This window comes from Psychrobacter sp. 1Y4 (assembly GCF_051847555.1).
This window is the reverse complement of the sequence record NZ_JBPYDE010000001.1, coordinates 43,488-62,258: the sequence shown is the minus strand read 5'-3', so window position 1 is coordinate 62,258 and position 18,771 is coordinate 43,488. Positions and strand designations below refer to the sequence as shown.

The following is an 18,771-nucleotide window of genomic DNA, read 5'->3' as shown; positions in this document are numbered from 1 at the left end:
ATCACCGTCTATTTTTGTACCATATTATTCTCTCTCGTTTTGTGTGTGCGTCGCACGTGGATGAGCGCGGTCATAGACTTGGGTCAGCTTGGCAAAATCTACATGAGTATAGATCTGCGTGGTACTGATATCACTATGGCCTAGCATCTCTTGGACAGCGCGCAAGTCGCCACTACCTGAGAGCATGTGCGAGGCAAAGCAATGGCGCAGTAAATGCGGATATAGGTTTTGAGCGATACCCGCTCGCGTCGCTGCTACTTTGAGACGCTGCTGCACAGCGCGCGTTGATAAGCGGGTACCTAGCTTTTCACTGATAAATAAAGCGCTATCTTGTTGTTCCACCCACAGGTTGCGATGCGGTAAATAGCGATTGATGGCTGCGGTAGCCTTGTTGCCTAATGGTACGAGACGGGTCTTATTGCCTTTGCCCGTAATCCGCACCCGCAAATCGGACAAATCTATATCATTGATATCCAGCGCCACCAGCTCACCCACGCGCAGACCACTACTATACAGTAGCTCAAACATCGCTTTGTCACGCAGCCATAACCGGGCCTGCTCGGGTGTATCAGGCATCTCTTGATCAAGTAATTGGGTCAATAAATCAACATCAGCAATAGAAGGCAACGGTCTAGCGCTGCGTTTTAGCTGATAGCCAGTAGTGGGATTGATACGTGCCAACCCCTCCTCAATCATCCAGCCGTAAAAATGCCGAATAGCGGACAGCTCTTGTTGGACACTTGCTAGCGCCAGCTTATCTTCATCCAAGCGTTGACTGATATGCTGCGCAAGTGTGCGTTTATCACAACGTGTCCATGTCAGCTGCTTACCACGTAAAAACAACGCCAGTTGATTTAGTCCAGCGAAATAAGACTTTAAGGTATGCATGGAGTGATTGCGCACCGCCAAAGTGTTTAGCCAGCGATGCACTGGCGACAATAACTCACGTAGCGTCTTATCTATTTCTATAGATTCAGCAGGCATGTAAATATAGTCATCTTTAATAGACATAAAGTGTCCTTGATGCCTCAAATACCAAGTAGTTGACTCAGTTTGATGAGTTGACTGGGTTGGGTTTGATTCCTGCTTGTGCCATCAAGCCGTCTGGGCTAAATACACCCTCATACACAAAGGCCGTTGGACCGGTCATCATCACTGAGTAGCCTGGCTGCCACTGAATGATCATACTACCGCCATATAGCTGCGCCCGTATTTCTTCGCCTTCATCAAGCCAGCCCTCGCGTACGCCGACGGCTACTGCCGCACAAGCACCTGTCCCGCATGCTTGGGTCTCACCGACGCCGCGCTCATAGACACGCAGACGGATATGACGCTGATTCATGATCTGCATAAAGCCTACATTGACGCGCTCTGGGAATGCTGGATGTGACTCAATGGCCTTACCTAAGGTTTCAACATCAGCGTCTAGTACATCATCGACTTTGATGACAGCATGCGGGTTACCCATATTGGCAACATAGAGCTGCATAGGTGTACCATTGACGTCTAAATGATAGGCGTTTTGAATTTTGGTCGTCGCTCTGGGCGTAAATGGTATCTCATCTGGCTCAAACTTGGGTTTGCCCATATCGACTTCCACCCAACCATAGCGATCCGTCGTCAAGGCAATGATACCGCCTGCGGTCTCGACACGTAAGCGCTGTTTAAATGACAGTTTACGCGCTTGCACAAAACGGGCAAAACAGCGCGCTCCATTACCGCACTGCTCAACCTCTGTGCCATCGGTATTAAAAATACGATAACTAAAATCAACATCTGGGCGCATCGGTGGTTCGACGACGAGTAATTGATCAAAGCCAATACCTAGATGACGATCACCCAATAATTGCACCAACTCTCTGGTCAAATCTAAGCGCTGGGTCACCAAATCAATGACCATAAAATCATTGCCCAGACCATGCATTTTGGTAAATTCTATTAGCATATCCTTGTGTCCTATTGTATTTTTATGTGTCCGTTATATTAGCATGGTGTCTGCCACAATGATAACTATCAGCGCGTTAGAGACTGTATGAATCCATTAAAATAATAAATAACTGTGCTTATCATAATGAAACTCATAGCGACCATAATCACCGCCATAAAAAACCCATTGTCATGATAACAATGGGTCGTTATTACATCGGCAAGAGTGGCAGTTACTCTATCTATAATGCACTCTACTTTGCGTTTTGCCAAAGTATCTCATCTGCATATAATGCTTCAACAGTTTCACGTTTGCGAACTAGCTGATGACGACTTCCTGCAACCATGACTTCACTTGCACGCGGGCGTGAGTTATAGTTGCTACTCATGGTAAAGCCATACGCTCCTGCACCAGTAATCGCTAAAATGTCACCAGTTGCAAGTGATAATAGACGGTCTTTTGCTAAGAAATCCCCAGTCTCACAAATCGCCCCAACGATGTCCCACGGCTGAGTGCCATCTGTCTCGATACCTTTACTAGGTAATACGTTGGGAATCACTGCCATTTCAGCTTGATATAATGCAGGACGAATCAGATCATTCATCGCAGCATCAACGATGGCAAAGTTTTTATGCGCTGTTGGCTTTAGTACATCGACACGGGTCAGCAAAATACCTGCATTGGCGACCATGCTACGGCCTGGCTCAAAAAACACTGGTAAGCCAAGCTCAGTCAGTTTCGGTAGGAGTGCTTGCGCAAAGTCATGAATAGAGACTGGCGACTCATCAATATAACGCACGCCGAGACCACCGCCCAAATCAATATGACGCAGCTCAATACCTTTTTCACGCAAGCTATGGACCAGCTCAATGACTTTATCCAATGCAGCAATAAAGGGTTCAACTTCCGTTAATTGTGAGCCAATATGACAGTCAATACCAACAATATCAATATGCGATAAAGCAGCGGCCTCTTCATAGACAGCGACGGCCTCTTCATGGGCAATACCAAACTTATTGTCTTTTAGACCGGTTGAAATATAAGGATGGGTCTTGGCATCGACATCGGGATTGACCCGTAGCGATATCGGTGCACACTTATCGAGCTGCTTTGCTACCTCATTAATTAATGTCAACTCACTAATAGACTCAACGTTAAAGCAGCCAATACCTTGAGTTAGCGCATATTCGATATCGCTTTTGGTTTTACCGACGCCTGAAAACACGACTTTACTGGCCTGCCCACCGGCTGCCAATACGCGCATAAGCTCACCGCGCGAGACAATATCGAACCCTGCACCTGCTGCCACAAGCACACCCAACACCGCAAGGTTTGAGTTTGCTTTCACTGCATAGCAAATCTGATGGTCAATCGCTGCAAAGCTGTCGCTATAGGCTTGGTACACATCGAGTATTGCCTGCTGCGAATATACATAGCATGGCGTATTGTAGCGTTCTACCAACTCATGAATACTTACCTGCTCCATCCATAGCCCATCTTGATTGTAGTGAAGTTCAGGTAGATGGTTGGTTAAGGCTACTGGATCGACATACATTCCTTGCTCAGTATGGATGGTTACACCGTCAGCTTGCAATTTCGTCTCACTCATATCGGGTTCTCAAATCTAATCAGGTTATCAATTATTAAAGTTAATAGTCGTTAGGATCGTCACTGGCGCTAGGCAGTGTCTGCTGTTGCTCTAAATACCGGCTCTTGTCATAGTTGTCATCATCGAGAGTAGCAAAAGCGGCATCTTGTGGATGACTGGTACTAGCTAGTTGATCTGAGGCAGCTACCGTCTGACTACTAGGCTCTGCTAAGTAAAGTGCCCCTTTTTGTCCGCAACCCGACAGTCCGAGCATAACGGCACTACCAATCGTCAATGTCCAGATAGCATAACGACCAGAGTTGGCAGATAAATTTTGGGTGCCTCTAGTATCTAAAGAGCGGCGTATAGTAAACATATGATAGATAACCTTGCAACAGTGGAGATGCTATAAGAAGTATTATAAAAGGGCGTTGAAATTTAGCACGAGCCAATCATAGCATTATTCACTAAAGCTATGCTTGCCTTGAGTTTTATTAACGGATAATTTTACTGGTTTTTTGACCACATTACTCTAAAACATCGCTTTGTTAGCTCTCTATTTATTTGCCTACTTTTAACTTATGCCATGTAGGCATACCTTGTCTTAAAGGTTTGTGAAATTATCAAAAAAGATGTTTAGAATCGGACGGACAAACTTCCTTACAATTTTGATAATAAGCAAACTTGCCTTTATAGCGCTTGCTATAGCCACTGCGGATGGAGAGCCATGTTCGGTGAACAGTTGTTATGATGCCTTGACGAGCGCCAATCTTTAACCTTATAGTTATCGAGGTATAGCAACCACCCCTCATAAAACACAATCTAAGGATAGAGCATGAGCGACAGCGCCGTTAACCCCACTCTCAGCGATCAAGAGACGACATCAACACTGACTAATCCTACCTTGGTACTTAACTGTGGTTCATCTTCTATCAAATACGCCCTAATCAGCGAAGATGAATCAACCCGCATCACTGGTCTCGCTGAAAACCTAGGTCTCGATACTGCCCGCATTAAACACAATACTTTAGATGGTAGAAAACTAGAAATTGCTATTGCAGGTGGACGACATGAGCTGGCCTTGCAAAAAATCCTCGAGCTACTCGAGCAGTACCATTTTGTCGCAGTCGGTCATCGCGTGGTTCATGGTGGCCGCGAGTACTCAGAGGCCGTTCGCGTAAACGAGCATGTGCTATCAGAAGTAAAACGCCTAAAAGTATTAGCGCCGCTACATAATCCTGCCAATGCGCTTGGCATCGAAGCTGTGCAAGCTATCTATCCTGAAATTCCGCAAGTCGTCGTCTTTGATACTGCTTTTCATCAGACCATGCCGCCAGTTGCTTTTCTTTATCCGCTGCCAAAATCACTGTATGCAGATCACAAAATCCGTCGCTATGGCTTCCACGGCACTTCGCACGCCTACGTCTCAGAACGTGCTAGCCAAATCACAGATGCCAAAGGCCCTCATGGTTGGTTAACCGCGCACTTAGGCAATGGCTGCTCGGCGACCGCCGTCTATGATGGCAAGAGCTTAGATACCAGTATGGGACTCACACCGCTTGAAGGTCTTATGATGGGTACGCGTAGTGGTGATGTCGACCCAAGCTTACATATTCATCTAAAGCGTCAGCTTGGTTTGAGCTTAGAGGAGATCGACAAGATGCTCAATAGCGAAAGCGGTCTGCTTGGCATCTCAGGGTTATCTAACGATCTGCGCACCATCGAAGAAGCGGCCAATGAAGGCCACAAAGATGCGCAGCTCGCCATTGAAATGTTCTGTTATCGCGTTGGCAAGTATCTGGCCAGCTTGAGCTGTGCGCTGCCCGAATTTACTGGTATCGTATTCACTGGTGGTATTGGAGAGAACTCAAAGACGACTCGTGCGCGCATCTTAGATGTCATGCGTCATTTTGGTATTAAGTTTGATGCGGACAAAAATGCCAGCCTAGTCGGCGGTAGCGAAGGCAGCTTCCATAGCGACGATAGCAGTATTGAGCTGTGGGTTGTGCCAACCGATGAAGAGTGCCGTATTGCGCAAGAGACCCGCCAAGCCCTAGGACTCGCTTAAAAAGACGTTTACTTCTATGAGAAGTAAGACCTTTTTATGACTTCCTCGATATGATAACTTTCCTTAGGGATATAATAAATAAACAGTAGGATACGCTATGCAAACCATATTACTTGTTCCTATCAGCCGCGGTATCGGTGTGACGTCAGCGGCATTAGGCCTGATTCGCGCATTAGATTATAACGGTATCAAAGCGGGCTTTATGAAGCCGTTTTTGCAAGATGATACGCTCGACAAACAAAACAGCTTGGACAGCTCAAGCGCATTAACCATGCACGCTTTTGGTCTAACCCCGCCCAAGTCCATCAACCGTCAGCGCGTTGAGCGTATGATTGGAGATGGCAACCTTGATGACTTGATGGAAGAAGTGGTTATTAATTACCACACCATCGAAGGTGATCAAGATGTGATCATTTGCGAAGGCTTGGTTTCGACAACTGAAGCTTCTTATGCAGCCCAGGTCAACCGCGCTATCGCTCACGCACTTGATGCAAGAGTTATCTTTGTCAGTACGGCTGATACCCAAAACCCCGCCCATCTTGCTGATAAGCTCGATATGCATGCGCGTGAGTTTGGCGGCATTGCAAGTGAGCGTACGTTAGGCTGCATCTTGATGCGAGTTGATGTGCCCAATACCTTTGAGAACCAGCCAGTTGCCCCTGGTGAAGCTGTCTTTGAGCTTGACAAGAGCTTCATTCAAGAAGTGCAACGCTTGTCACCGCATTTTGATACTGAGCAATTTCGCTTAATCGGTGTCGTACCTTTTAGCGACTCGTTGTCTGTCCCTCGTACTTGGGATATCGCTGCCGAGCTTGATGCCACTTGGTTAAACGTTGGCGAAGCAAAAACGCGCCGAATCAATCATATCAGTTTAACGGCTCGCTCGATTGCACGTATCGATGAAGTTTTTAATCGTGGTACTTTGATTGTCGTACCAGGTGACCGTGATGATTTATTATTGGCCACAGCTTTGGCTTGTATCAATGGTATTCCTTTGGCAGGCCTAGTATTAACAGGCGGCGTCATGCCAAATGAGACCGTCGCTGAGCTATGGCAATCTGCGATCAAAACTGGCATTCCTGTCATGAGTGTCGAGACTGATAGCTATGAGACCGTGCAAAACCTTATGCACATGAGCGCTGAGATTCCAAGTGATGATACCGAGCGCGCGCTAGATGTTACCCGTTATGTGGCGGCGCATTTAGACTTAAGCTGGATCAAAGAGCAGTTCAGCGGCGATCACAAACCGCGCTTATCGCCAGCCGCTTTTCGTCATCAAGTCGTCGTAAAAGCACAAAATGCCAAAAAGCGTGTGGTGTTGCCAGAAGGCTCTGAACCACGCACGGTAGAAGCTGCTTGTATCTGTCAAAGCCGCGGTATTGCTAACTGTGTGCTGCTCGCTAAGCGCGAAGATGTCGAGCAAGTCGCCAAAAACCGCGATTTAATCTTGCCAGAAGGGCTTGAGATCATTGACCCTGATACGCTTGATATGAATAAATATATCGCGGCAGTCGTTGAGCGCCGTAAAGGTAAAACGACAGAAGAGATGGCGGCTGAATATCTGCAAGATACGGTTTATCTAGGCACTATCATGCTACAAATGGATGAGGTCGATGGTCTGGTGTCAGGTGCAATTCATACCACAGCCAATACTGTACGCCCTGCATTTCAGCTGATTAAGACCGCCCCGCAGTACTCGTTAGTATCGTCAGTCTTTTTTATGTTATTGCCTGAGCAAGTGGTCGTGTATGGCGACTGCGCTATTAACCCCGATCCAACGGCAGAAGAGTTGGCTGAAATTGCTATTCAATCAGCACAATCTGCTGCCGCGTTTGGCATTGAGCCAAAAGTCGCTATGATCAGCTATTCAACAGGTGCTTCAGGTACTGGTGCTGACGTTGAAAAAGTCACACGCGCCACAGAGATCGTTCGCGAGCGCGCACCTGAGCTGGCAGTTGATGGTCCATTACAATATGACGCCGCCTCGGTCATGAGTGTGGGCAAACAAAAAGCGCCGGACTCCAAGGTTGCTGGCCAAGCCAATGTGTTTATTTTCCCTGATCTAAACACGGGTAACACCACTTATAAAGCGGTGCAGCGTAGCGCCAATGTCATCAGTGTCGGCCCGATGCTACAAGGCTTGAATAAACCAGTGAACGATCTATCGCGCGGCGCACTGGTTGATGATATCGTTTATACCATCGCTTTGACCGCCATTCAGGCTTATAGTGATTTGATTTAAGCATTTATTATCTGCTAGAAACCTAGAGCCGACTATCTATATGATAGTCGGCTCTTTTGTGGTTATTAATGACAGCAGCGTCCTTGTCCTCTACAATGAGGCCAACCTGTTTTATTATATTTTATCTATGTATGTCAGTTTCCAACCTTCATAAAGACGATAACTTAATACCGTCTCCCGCTATCCGCGCTTATCTTGGTGGCTCGTTTGACCCTGTGCATAAAGGTCATTTGCAAATGGCCATGTATGTCTATCAGGTTTTATTACCCATCGCTGAGCGACAACAGCGCGAACTGCACGTGTCATTACTACCCAATGCGCGCTCTCCATTTAAAAACGAGAGTACAGACCCTAAGCATCGTCTGGCGATGTTAAAGCTTGTGACAACCAACATACCGCTACAAATTTGCGAGCTTGAGCTGTGGCAGACGCCGCCTGTATATACGATCGATAGTGTGCAGACACTACGTGAACGTCATCCAAACGACAGCTTAATATTTATTATGGGTATGGACAGCGCCCGTAGTTTAAATAAATGGAAAGACGGGCTTCGGCTCACCGATTATGTAAATCTTTGGATTTTTAACCGTACAGATAGCTCCGATTTATCAACACCAAGAGTAGTCGCTCATATAGACGATGACCCATGCTCGCTATCTTTGCAAAATATCGATGCTCTGTATAGCGAACTTCCTAAGCAGCTACAAGCCCAAACCACCAAAACCGTGCAAGACTTAGTGCAGCCGTTCAATGACTCGGTACACAACCGCGCATCCTTGAAAAACACTGACCAAGGACACATTTATATTGACCAACTTCAAGTCAGTGCCATATCGAGTACTGAGATTCGCAAACAGTTAAAAATAAGTGCTGCTAAGGCAGATACTGCACCAAATACTGTGACTCAGCTAATAAATCCTACTGTTTATCAATATATTATCGCCCATCGGCTATATTCTGCGGCGCAATTCCGTTAAAATCATCCTATCTTTGTCATTTTGCATACCTCGCCTTTATTTACAACTGACTATATATGAGCAGTTGGCGGCTGCAAACTGACGACTTACTATTTTATTTTTAATATTTACGTTTCAAGAGATTAAAATTTATGATTAATACTATGAACGACAAACGCTTAAAAGAGTGCTTAACTGTCGTTGAAAACACGTTAGAAGATATGAAAGCCAAGAACATTACCGTGATCAATGTCGAAGATTTGACGGATGTCATGGAGCGAATTGTCATTGCTGAAGGCACCTCTAAGCGCCATGTACGTGCGATGGCAGATAGCGTCGGTGCTGAAGCTAAGCAAGCTGACTTTATGCCTCTTGGCCGTGAAGGCGGTACAGACTCTGATTGGACGTTGATCGATTTGGGCTCTGTCGTTGTGCATATGATGACTCCGCAAGCGCGTGAGTTCTATGACTTAGAAGGTCTATGGTCATCACCTGATCAATTGGCTGAACTGGTAGCTACGCCACGTGAAAAGAAAACAGCCGGTCGCCGCAATAAAAATAAATAAGATTGTTAATTGCGATAATCGTCAAACATTAAAAAAACTACCATTAAAAAGACCAGAATAGATATCTGGTCTTTTTTTTGTTTAAATTTTGAGGTGTTGATAAATTTTAAAATGCTAAGACCGTATAATGATAAATGATTAAGCTAAGATAATATCCATCATTAATACCCAGCATTAATGACAGCAATGATATAGCCAATCGCCTAATAAATCCCTATAAATTAGGAAAATTCATGAGCATACAATCGATAGAATCTTCTACCCAACACAACAAAGCTGACTTTAATCAAACCCTACCTCTACGCATTGCAACCTTGGTTGAAGTACGAGCGGGCAAAGCCATGCCATTCGCACGCGAGCAGATGAGCGCCATCGATAAAGCACCGGTCAAAGCTCCCGTCGCTGTCAACTTTATGGGTCTCACTACTGATGAGCAAGCCGATCGTCGGCATCATGGCGGCCCGCTAAAAGCAGTACATCAACTGCCAACCGCGACTTATGACAAGATTAATGCAGAATTTGACTTAAAGGTACGCATCGGCACATTGGGAGAAAATTTGATTACCACAGCCATAGATGGTTTGTCTGAGATGAATGAAGCTACCGTCTGTATTGGTGACGTTTTTCAGTACGGGGATATCGATACTAATGATAGCGTACAGCTACGCATCGTTCAGCCGCGCCGCCCTTGCTACAAGATTAATGACCAAATCGGACAATTTACCAAAGTGCCTAATATCGCTGCATGGGTGAGCAAACAAGGTATCGCTGGTTGGTACTTTGAGGTCGTGCGTGACGGTATGATTGCTGCTAACTTACCTGTCTATTTAATCGAACGTCCTTACCCATTTGCGACGCTCTCAAGGCTGTGGCAGCTGTCGAACTCAAAAGAAAAATTTGCAATAGACATCATAGAACCTTGGTTAGCCATCGAATGCTTGGAGGAGAGTTGGAAAACCGTTTTGGCTAAGAAGATTCGGAAGGACTAAACAGATTTTCTAAGAAAAAACCTTTAATATCATCTCTTAAATTAATTAAACTTGAAATTTGATTAATTCATCAACGTTTATAATAGTGATTTCAAACAAGTTATAACAATAGTTAAAGGTTTTTTTGCGTAAAACTGACTGCATAGTGAGTATGCTTGCGCATTAAATATTTGGCTCTCAAAGAGGATTGTATGAGCGAAAAAACTGAGAGCATCAGCTACCTGCAAGCGATAGCGATTAGCGTAGGAGCAATTATAGGATGGGGTGCTTATGTGATGCCAGGCGATTTATTTTTACCGCAGTCGCAGCTATTGGGCTCTTCTGTCGCCATCATCATTGGCACTTTAGCTATCTATATGGTCGCCCAAGCCTATATTAATTTACTAACCCAAACGCCAGAAAACGAATCGGGCGGTATCTATTGGATCGAAAAATACATCAGTAGAAAACACGCGTATGTTTATGGTTGGGGCGTGGCGATAGGTTATATCTCTATTGTGGCGCTCAATATATCAGCCGTCGCATTGCTATTAAGGTATTTATTGCCTAGTAGCTTACAAATAGGCTATTTGTACACGATTGCTGGTTGGGAAGTTTACGCCAGTGAAGTATTCTTATGTAGTGCTGCCATCATTTTATTTAGCTATATCAATTTGCGCGGCGTACAAGTCGGCGCCAAGATTCAACTGTATATTGCGCTGTTTATGATTGTATCAGTCACTGCCCTATTTTTTGGTTCACTATGGGCGACGCCAACCACGCAACCTTTTTTGCCCACAGATATGCAAAGCAGCTCCATCACAAGCTTAGCGTGGTTACCTATCCTCGCCGTCATGCCTTGGGCGTATGTTGGTTTTGAGACCACACCGCAAATATCCAAATCTATTAGTGATTCGAAAAATAAGACCAGAAGTATTATCTTAATCTCGCTTATCGCCGGTATTTTATTTTATTCTTTGATCAACTATTTTACCGCTTTAAATATGAACTTTGATTACCAAGCGATTAAAGATAGCAATTGGGCGACTGGTGAGGGAATAGATAACCGTATTGGTAGCATCGGCATTTGGCTATTGTCCATCGCCATGATTGGCTCTATCCTTAGCGGCATCAATGGCTTTATATTATCGTCAGTCAAACTGTTAGAGTCTATGGGCGACTCGTCTTTACTGCCTAGTATATTTACCGATAAAAACCATCACTTTAGTAAGAAAAAAACCGTCATATTAATATGTTTGGTTTGCCTGTTCTCTCCTTGGCTTGGCAGAAACTATCTACTTGATATCGTCAGTATGGCGTCTCTAGGGATTACCGTCGGCTTCGCTTATGTGACGTCCGCAGATCTCATCAACGAGCGCAGAAAAAATCAGGCAGGCTTATTAAATTATCTTGCAGTCTTGGTCAGCCTCATCTTTATATCGCTGCTGCTACTGCCCTTCTCGCCTGCTGCATTATCGTTGAACGCTTATATATTATTGGCAGTATTTATCATTCTAGGTGCGATTGGTTATAAAAGGATAATTCCAATGTCCAGTGCTAGTGTGAGTTACAAATAGTAGCCGTTGTAATTGATTTACTTTAGAAACCATATATTAGAGAGAAGTTTGCAGCATCAATCTGTATAAAACGTAACCAAAAAGTAACGGTAAGCACTAGGTATAATTCAATACTATATGCCTATCTCAAACAGGCTCATAACCTGCCTCAGCACTGTCTATGCAGATTTTGCATATATAGATGTTTGTCCACCGCATCCGCACTCCATCAGGAATAAAGGTTATATCCGTGTTGTCGTCCATTTGAGTGCGAAAAATCACGCCTCTACTTGCCCTCAGCTGCTTTATTAAAGGCTGAGGGCGGCAAACCATTTATCCCTTTATACCTATTATCGGTTTGCCTTCAAGAATGAAATACTATGACCAATCACAACGCTTCAACCAGACACTCATCAGCAAACAAGTCTTCTCTTATTTTAACGGCACTATTTGCGGGCGCACTCGCCACCGTTATCTTTGATTTCTGGGGTCCATCGCTGTCTCCCATTCTCGGTTTTGCTGAGCTTTCGACCATTAAGCTACCTACCACGATGATCGAGGTTTTGTTCGGTTCAGCGCCAACGGGCACGCCTGAGCTGATTCATTACATCACAGGCTTAATCATCTATCCGTTAGGCTGGTTTATCGTCGTACGTCCTCTGTGGAAGGCTATCATGCCATCGCTTCATTGGACGCTCACGGCTGTGGCTTATGGCATCGTGCTCTGGGTATTTGCACTCTATGTCGTCGCATACCTCATTACTGGGTTGCCACCGTTTCTTGGTTTTACAGAAGTGACTTGGATCGCGCTCGTCGGTCACGTTCTTTACGCTTTAGTATTTGCGTGGGGTGCAGAAACACGTCTATTTAGTTAAACATGGCGCTGCCAGCGCTCATCTCTGCTGTTTTGTATTCAAACAAGTCTTAATTGTCTCAATTTTTTCACTAACAAAATAGGCTAATCAATTCAACCTGTGCATTACGATAATATTTGTGATGCGCTAATATTGACTCGTTGTCTCGAATTTGCGGTAACGACTCATTGATATCATTGATATCCTATCCAAAATCAGAAACAATAGTAGGCTTAGTACCACCCCTCTTATGACTCTCCTTTTATACAGAGCATTTCATGGCAAAAAACATCACCTCTTTAGCACTCGCATCAGTATTAACATCGTTCATGACATTGCCACTCATTGGCTGCGTCGCCACCTCAGAACCACGCTACATTATCGACAGTGAAACCTATCAAGCTCAAGGTAAAAGCGAGCGTATCAAAACCATTGTCCTGCACTATACGGTCTCAGATAATGACAGATCTATAAAAACCTTGACCACTGGCAATGTGAGCGCGCACTATCTGATTTTAAATCAGGGCGATGATAAGATTTATAACTTAGTGCCAGAGTCTGAGCGCGCATGGCATGCCGGTGATAGCGGCTTTGCTGGACGCACCATCTTGAATGACACCTCTATCGGCATCGAAATTGTCAATGCTGGCATTAAACCTGAATATCGAGACGCGCTTAGAAATGGCGAGCTGGAATATCGTCCTTATGAGCACTACGTGGCGTTTGATGAATTGCAGATTAAAAAGGTCGCCACGCTGGTGCAAAACATTGCCACGCGCTATGACATCTCACCAAAAAATATCGTTGGTCACTCTGATATAGCGCCGTCACGCAAAATCGACCCTGGTGCCAAGTTCCCTTGGGAGCGACTGTATAAAGAGTACAGCATTGGCGCTTGGTATGATGAATTTGATAAGCAGTTTTTTATGCATCCAGACGCGTTTGCAGCAGCTACGATACATGAAATTAAGCAAGAATTTCGCAATTACGGTTATCAAATTAATAATAGCGATGAATGGGATAAAGCCAGCCGTGATGTGATTTATGCGTTTCAACTGCATTTCAGATTGCAGCAGCCTACGGGTGAGATGGATTTGGAGACTTACGCGATACTACGCGCACTCAATAAGAAGTATGCTGGTCGTGATAACTTTTATTGAGATTGGGTTCTATAACAAACCCTAGTTTTAAAACCTTAGCAAAACGATGTTCTTTAATTGATATTTGCTAATCAAACTTGCTAATCCATGCTTGTTAATCAATGCTTGCTAATGAGGTATCTTATGACGCTACGCATCCATGCTCTATTTCACACTGATTATGAAGACTTTAACTTTATCAAGCAGTGGGCAAACAGTCACAATCATACTCTTAATGTCAGTCGCTCTTACGATAATGATTCATTGCCTGAGCCCGATAGCTTTGATTGGCTGATTGTCATGGGTGGGCCGATGAGCGTCCATGATGAGGAAAAACACCCTTGGCTCATCAAAGAAAAACGCCTGATAAAACAAACGATTGACGCAGGCAAAACGGTCATCGGTATTTGCTTAGGGGCGCAGCTGATTGCTCATTGTTTGGGCGCTAACGTCCAGTCATCTGGGGTAAAAGAGATCGGTTGGTTGCCGATTCGTTTGACGCCCGCAGGTCAGGCGCATCCTTTATTACAAGATTTACCCAAGCAAGACTTTACCGTGTTTCACTGGCACGGTGAGGGCTTTGACTGTCCAACAGGTGCGAGCATCATTGCGGAAACGGACGCTTGGGCGAATCAAGGTTTTGTTTATCAAACCCCGCTGCATAAAGAACTGGGCACTTGGGTACTAGCTTGGCAATGTCATTTTGAAGTGACTAAAGAGAGCCTTGCCAAGATGGTAATCAATGGTAATAATTCCATTCAAAGTGGGCTGAAAGAATATCCAAACACCGTACAATCACCCGCTGAAATAATCGCGCTGGGTGATAAATATATCGAAGCAAATAACGCAAGGCTATCTGCGATGCTAAATCGGATGGCGGCAAGCGTAAATAAATAATATAAGGAGTCAATCATGAGCAATTCACAACAAGATGAACAACAAGCGCTTGAGAAATATTTAGAAGAAAAAGCTGAGCAAGAGCAGGAAAAACAACAAGAGCCTGAGCAACTCTCTGCGTATGATGCTTGTGTACTAAAAGAGAGTGCTAAGATTCATGAGTTGATTGCTGAAGCTAAAAAGAAGACTAATGAACATTTAGAGGATGAATAATTGGATGATTACTATAGAGTAGGTTGATTTTGACAAACCTTTATACAGAATGAAGGCAAGACATAGCCTACTGTTTGGTATGCTAAACAAGTATTTAAAAAACTCAACGATTAAGTACATCTGTGATATTACGATTGATTGATTTAATACAATCAATAGCTCCATCAAGTAAGAAATCTAAAGCTTTACCATACCCATTGCTGACTGTAGATGTATCAAACCCTAGCTTTTCAAGCACCTCTATAGCTTCCTTTACAGATTCACTAGTTTCATGAGACTCGGCGTTTCTTAAATCATTGTTGACGAATAAGGGTGCCATGGCAAGATTATCTTTTTTCCAATTTGTCATATTTGCTGAACCAGCTAACGCACTTTTATCTTCAAATTGCTCATTCAAATGTTCTAGAATATTTAAAATCCCCTGAAGTATTTTTAGTCCTTTCAAACCAGTTAGCTCACCTTTATCTACGCCTAATGTTCGTAGAACTCTTCTTAAAATCCCTACTTTTAATCTAACTATAATCTCGTTTAGAGTTTTACAGCGTGATAAAAAATCCTGCTGATACATATCTAACGGGGCAACCTGAGCCATACGCTTGATAATTGGAAAATTTTCAAATCCTTCATCGTTATAAGATTCCCGGTCAAACTCACTAAACTGACTAGGGAAAATAATTTCACCGTCAACCGCTTTAACAAGCTTTGGTAAGTTTTCACTTAACTCTATTAACTGTAGTAATAATCTATCTACTTTAGAAACAATATGCTCTTCTGCACTATCTCTTGCTAAAAACTCTTTTTCTGACATCGCATATTGATATGCATGACAAACCTCTTGATCAGGTATACTTTTATATAGCTCATAAAAGGGGATTTTTATTATATTTCTTCCTACTCGTTTACAATCTGTAAATGACCACTGACCTTTATAAGAAGGGCAACTGGAGAAATAATTATAACCTTTGAAAGGTACGGTAACGAATACGTTATTTTTCTCATACTTTTCTAAAAACCTATCATCTAAATAGGCATACTCATTGCTACGAATATCTCTAACTCGCTTGCGCGTAATAGGTTGTGAATCACCAGGCCATACCAACGAATAAATATCCTGCTCACTGCATAACACTGGCGAGATTGCTACAACCGACGCCCATAACTGTAACAGTAGCTTTCCATCAACTTCACGTATATCTAATTTACCCCAGCCATTTCCAATAGTTTTATTATAACGACTACTACCATTCAGTAATTGTCGTACTTCAGGACCATCATCTATATATGCTTCATAGAAGAAAATTCGCACACCATAGCAACCTGTCATCCATAAGTATTTTCTTAGATAATCATTTCGCATTGTCCAATAAACATCTCGCTTGAGTTTAAACTCAAACTCGGAAGCGATATCTCCTTCGGTCACCCCTATGATTGGTCGTGATAAATCATCATAAATTATTTTTTGTTCATCGTTACCTACAACCCTTGGTGACAATCCTAAAGTCATCCACACTTTTTCAGCTAAGTTATAGGAATAACGTGCCCCATCGCCCCATGACGCGACAATATAGTCGTATCCTGACACAGTTGTTTTAATTGGATAAATGCCACCTACTTCATCACAGATTGGCGTAGATGATTTGACTGTACCTTCTGCACTTTCTGATAGCACTTTGAGAAATTGAATATCTTTCTCAGGAACACAAGCCATGAGCATATGTAGATGTTCATATCCATTCTTATACTGATTCTTTTCAAATTGAGTAGTTACATTTATTTTACTATCTGGTATATCGACGCTCTCTTGTGAAAGAAGCGACTTTAAATTTAGCGGTACACAGCTCATTGGTAGAGGGAATTCATTTGTGTAGTCGATTATTTTTGTCATCCAAATAGTATCCATAACGTAAATTCAATAAAGTAAAAATCGCGTCTGTACAAGATTAAATTTCTTAGCAACAATAGATAGTAGCAAGAACACGATGTCACCGCTAGCCCCGTCTGTAGCGGTATCCTGCTTGTTTGGGCGAGTTGCGATGGGTAGGTTTTGGGGTGGCGACGCGGAGCAAGCGACGACCCAAACCGTAGCCAGTGCCTCGCCCAGACTGGCAGATACAAGCGGAAGGCGGGAAATGCTCTCACACAAAACCAAACCCTAAACACAAAAAAGGTGAGCCAAAGCCCACCTTTGCTATATGAAAAACAGTTATCTAAAATAATAATCTAAACCAACTTAGCCTATATCTTAACAAACCCACGCCCGCGCATTACGGAACATCCGCATCCACGCGCCGTCCTCAATCCCAACCCACAGCTTGCCCGTCTGTATATGAGCTAAACAACCCTATATAGTTTTGAAGAAATAGCCCTATCCACCAGCTATTTGAGCTAGTTATTGCAATGGGCTAATGATAAAATCACCGCTTACGGAGTTATAGATAGTATCGCTGCTCGTAGCATATTGTTGGCTTCCCACATCGTTGGTTTGATTGAAGCTTAGGATGATGTGCGACTTTAATAATTTGGTTTTATTAGCAGTTTTCATATCTACATTATCAAGTGGGCTCCCATAATATCAAAAAAGGAATCTTTATGTATCAGGCCTTTCAAAAGCATCTACAGCAAGAAATCAGCGATATACGTGCAGCAGGACTATATAAAACTGAGCGCGTCATCACCTCCCCGCAAGATGCGCTAATCAAGATCGCCGATGGTCGTGAGGTGCTGAACTTCTGTGCCAATAATTACCTTGGATTGTCCGACCACCCTGAGATTAAAAAGGCGGCGATCAAAGCCATCGAAGATTCAGGCTATGGTATGTCATCGGTGCGTTTTATTTGTGGTACGCAAGATTTGCATAAGAAATTAGAGGCGTCGATTTCTAAGTTTTTTAATACCGAAGATACGATTCTTTATGCAGCCTGTTTTGATGCCAATGGCGGTGCATTTGAGCCACTATTGACCAGCGAAGATGCCATTATTTCTGATTCGTTAAATCATGCCTCCATCATCGATGGGGTGCGCCTATGTAAAGCAGCGCGTTATCGCTACGCCAATGCAGATATGCAAGATTTAGAAACGCAATTGCAAGCGGCGCAAGCACAGCGTTTTCGTTTGATTGTCACCGACGGTGTGTTTTCGATGGATGGTAACGTGGCACCGATGGATGAGATTTATGCGTTGGCACAAAAATATGACGCCATGGTAATGATTGATGAGTCGCATTCAGCAGGCGTGGTCGGTCGCACTGGTGGCGGCGTGACTGAATTGTTTGATCTACGCGGTGATATTGAGCTTATCACTGGTACTTTAGGTAAGGCGTTTGGCGGTGCTATCGGCGGCTTTACGACCGGTAAAAAAGAAATTATTGAGATGTTACGTCAACGCTCACGCCCGTATCTGTTTTCAAACTCTATTCCTCCTATGGTGGCGGCGGCTGGGGTTAAAGCATTTGATATGCTGTCTCAAGACAATACCCTACAAGATAAATTGCATGAAAATACGGCCTATTTTGTGAAGCAAATGCAAGATGCCGGCTTCGATATCAAGCCTACCGAATCAGCCATTTGTGCAGTGATGCTTTATGACGCCAATGTCTCCCAGCAAATGGCAAATGCGCTACTTGAAGAAGGTATTTATGTAATTGGCTTCTTCTACCCTGTCGTACCCAAAGACGAGGCGCGCATTCGTGTTCAGCTCTCTGCTGCCCATACTACGGAGCAGCTAGACCAGTGTATCGCTGCGTTTATCAAAGTCGCTAAGCAAATGAAAGTGATTGATTAGAGCGTATTCAACACGCC

17 protein-coding genes are annotated in these 18,771 nt (G+C 43.9%); 12 read left to right on the top strand and 5 right to left on the bottom strand.

Annotated features, from left to right (window positions below; genetic code table 11):
• Positions 1-24: 24 nt before the first annotated feature.
• From ACS8FC_RS00270 to lptM, 4 genes are all read right to left on the bottom strand, one after another.
• Complete coding sequence (locus tag ACS8FC_RS00270; protein WP_439295513.1) at positions 25-1,011, bottom strand: tyrosine recombinase XerC; 987 nt, start codon at positions 1,009-1,011, stop codon at positions 25-27.
• Positions 1,012-1,048: 37 nt separating this feature from the next.
• Complete coding sequence (gene dapF / locus ACS8FC_RS00265) at positions 1,049-1,945, bottom strand: diaminopimelate epimerase (protein WP_439262227.1); 897 nt, start codon at positions 1,943-1,945, stop codon at positions 1,049-1,051.
• A gap of 235 nt (positions 1,946-2,180) precedes the next feature.
• Positions 2,181-3,536, bottom strand: a complete 1,356-nt coding sequence (lysA, locus tag ACS8FC_RS00260) for a diaminopimelate decarboxylase (RefSeq protein ID WP_439295512.1) — start codon at positions 3,534-3,536, stop codon at positions 2,181-2,183.
• 40 nt (positions 3,537-3,576) lie between these two features.
• Positions 3,577-3,891 carry an LPS translocon maturation chaperone LptM gene (lptM, locus tag ACS8FC_RS00255; RefSeq protein WP_439262230.1) on the bottom strand — a complete coding sequence of 105 codons (315 nt, stop codon included), beginning with the start codon at positions 3,889-3,891 and terminating at the stop codon, positions 3,577-3,579.
• Between the two features lie 459 nt (positions 3,892-4,350).
• On the opposite strand from lptM, the gene ACS8FC_RS00250 reads away from it, so the two are divergent.
• The 10 genes from ACS8FC_RS00250 (at position 4,351) to ACS8FC_RS00205 (ending at position 14,974) form a co-directional block, all read left to right on the top strand.
• Entirely contained in the window at positions 4,351-5,583 is a 1,233-nt protein-coding gene (locus tag ACS8FC_RS00250) for an acetate/propionate family kinase (protein ID WP_439295511.1), read from the top strand.
• Between the two features lie 97 nt (positions 5,584-5,680).
• Positions 5,681-7,825 carry a phosphate acetyltransferase gene (gene pta / locus ACS8FC_RS00245; protein ID WP_439295510.1) on the top strand — a complete coding sequence of 715 codons (2,145 nt, stop codon included), beginning with the start codon at positions 5,681-5,683 and terminating at the stop codon, positions 7,823-7,825.
• A 131-nt stretch (positions 7,826-7,956) separates the two neighbouring features.
• Positions 7,957-8,802, top strand: coding sequence for a nicotinate-nicotinamide nucleotide adenylyltransferase (locus tag ACS8FC_RS00240; protein WP_439262234.1), 846 nt, complete (start codon positions 7,957-7,959; stop codon positions 8,800-8,802).
• A gap of 131 nt (positions 8,803-8,933) precedes the next feature.
• A complete protein-coding gene (rsfS, locus tag ACS8FC_RS00235) occupies positions 8,934-9,347 on the top strand; it encodes a ribosome silencing factor (RefSeq protein WP_439262236.1) in 414 nt (137 codons plus the stop codon).
• Positions 9,348-9,580: 233 nt separating this feature from the next.
• Positions 9,581-10,336, top strand: coding sequence for an MOSC domain-containing protein (locus tag ACS8FC_RS00230; protein WP_439295509.1), 756 nt, complete (start codon positions 9,581-9,583; stop codon positions 10,334-10,336).
• A gap of 191 nt (positions 10,337-10,527) precedes the next feature.
• The gene (locus ACS8FC_RS00225) at positions 10,528-11,892 is read left to right on the top strand and encodes an APC family permease (RefSeq protein WP_439295508.1); all 1,365 of its coding nucleotides are present in this window, start codon (positions 10,528-10,530) and stop codon (positions 11,890-11,892) included.
• A 359-nt stretch (positions 11,893-12,251) separates the two neighbouring features.
• A complete protein-coding gene (locus ACS8FC_RS00220) occupies positions 12,252-12,746 on the top strand; it encodes a hypothetical protein (protein WP_439295507.1) in 495 nt (164 codons plus the stop codon).
• A 257-nt stretch (positions 12,747-13,003) separates the two neighbouring features.
• Positions 13,004-13,885 (top strand): N-acetylmuramoyl-L-alanine amidase, encoded by an 882-nt coding sequence (locus ACS8FC_RS00215; protein WP_439295506.1) that lies wholly within the window; start codon positions 13,004-13,006, stop codon positions 13,883-13,885.
• Between the two features lie 123 nt (positions 13,886-14,008).
• A complete protein-coding gene (locus ACS8FC_RS00210; protein ID WP_439295505.1) occupies positions 14,009-14,761 on the top strand; it encodes a type 1 glutamine amidotransferase in 753 nt (250 codons plus the stop codon).
• A 15-nt stretch (positions 14,762-14,776) separates the two neighbouring features.
• The gene (locus ACS8FC_RS00205; protein ID WP_439295504.1) at positions 14,777-14,974 is read left to right on the top strand and encodes a hypothetical protein; all 198 of its coding nucleotides are present in this window, start codon (positions 14,777-14,779) and stop codon (positions 14,972-14,974) included.
• A gap of 103 nt (positions 14,975-15,077) precedes the next feature.
• Here the strand turns inward: ACS8FC_RS00205 and ACS8FC_RS00200 are convergent, their stop codons facing one another.
• Positions 15,078-16,859: a hypothetical protein gene (locus ACS8FC_RS00200; protein WP_439295503.1), complete on the bottom strand. Its 1,782-nt coding sequence runs from the start codon at positions 16,857-16,859 to the stop codon at positions 15,078-15,080.
• A gap of 94 nt (positions 16,860-16,953) precedes the next feature.
• Between ACS8FC_RS00200 and ACS8FC_RS00195 the strand changes: the two genes are divergently transcribed.
• Both ACS8FC_RS00195 and kbl read left to right on the top strand, forming a co-directional pair.
• A complete protein-coding gene (locus ACS8FC_RS00195; RefSeq protein ID WP_439295502.1) occupies positions 16,954-17,130 on the top strand; it encodes a hypothetical protein in 177 nt (58 codons plus the stop codon).
• A 433-nt stretch (positions 17,131-17,563) separates the two neighbouring features.
• A complete protein-coding gene (gene kbl, locus ACS8FC_RS00190) occupies positions 17,564-18,754 on the top strand; it encodes a glycine C-acetyltransferase (protein ID WP_439295501.1) in 1,191 nt (396 codons plus the stop codon).
• Positions 18,755-18,771 lie beyond the last annotated feature (17 nt).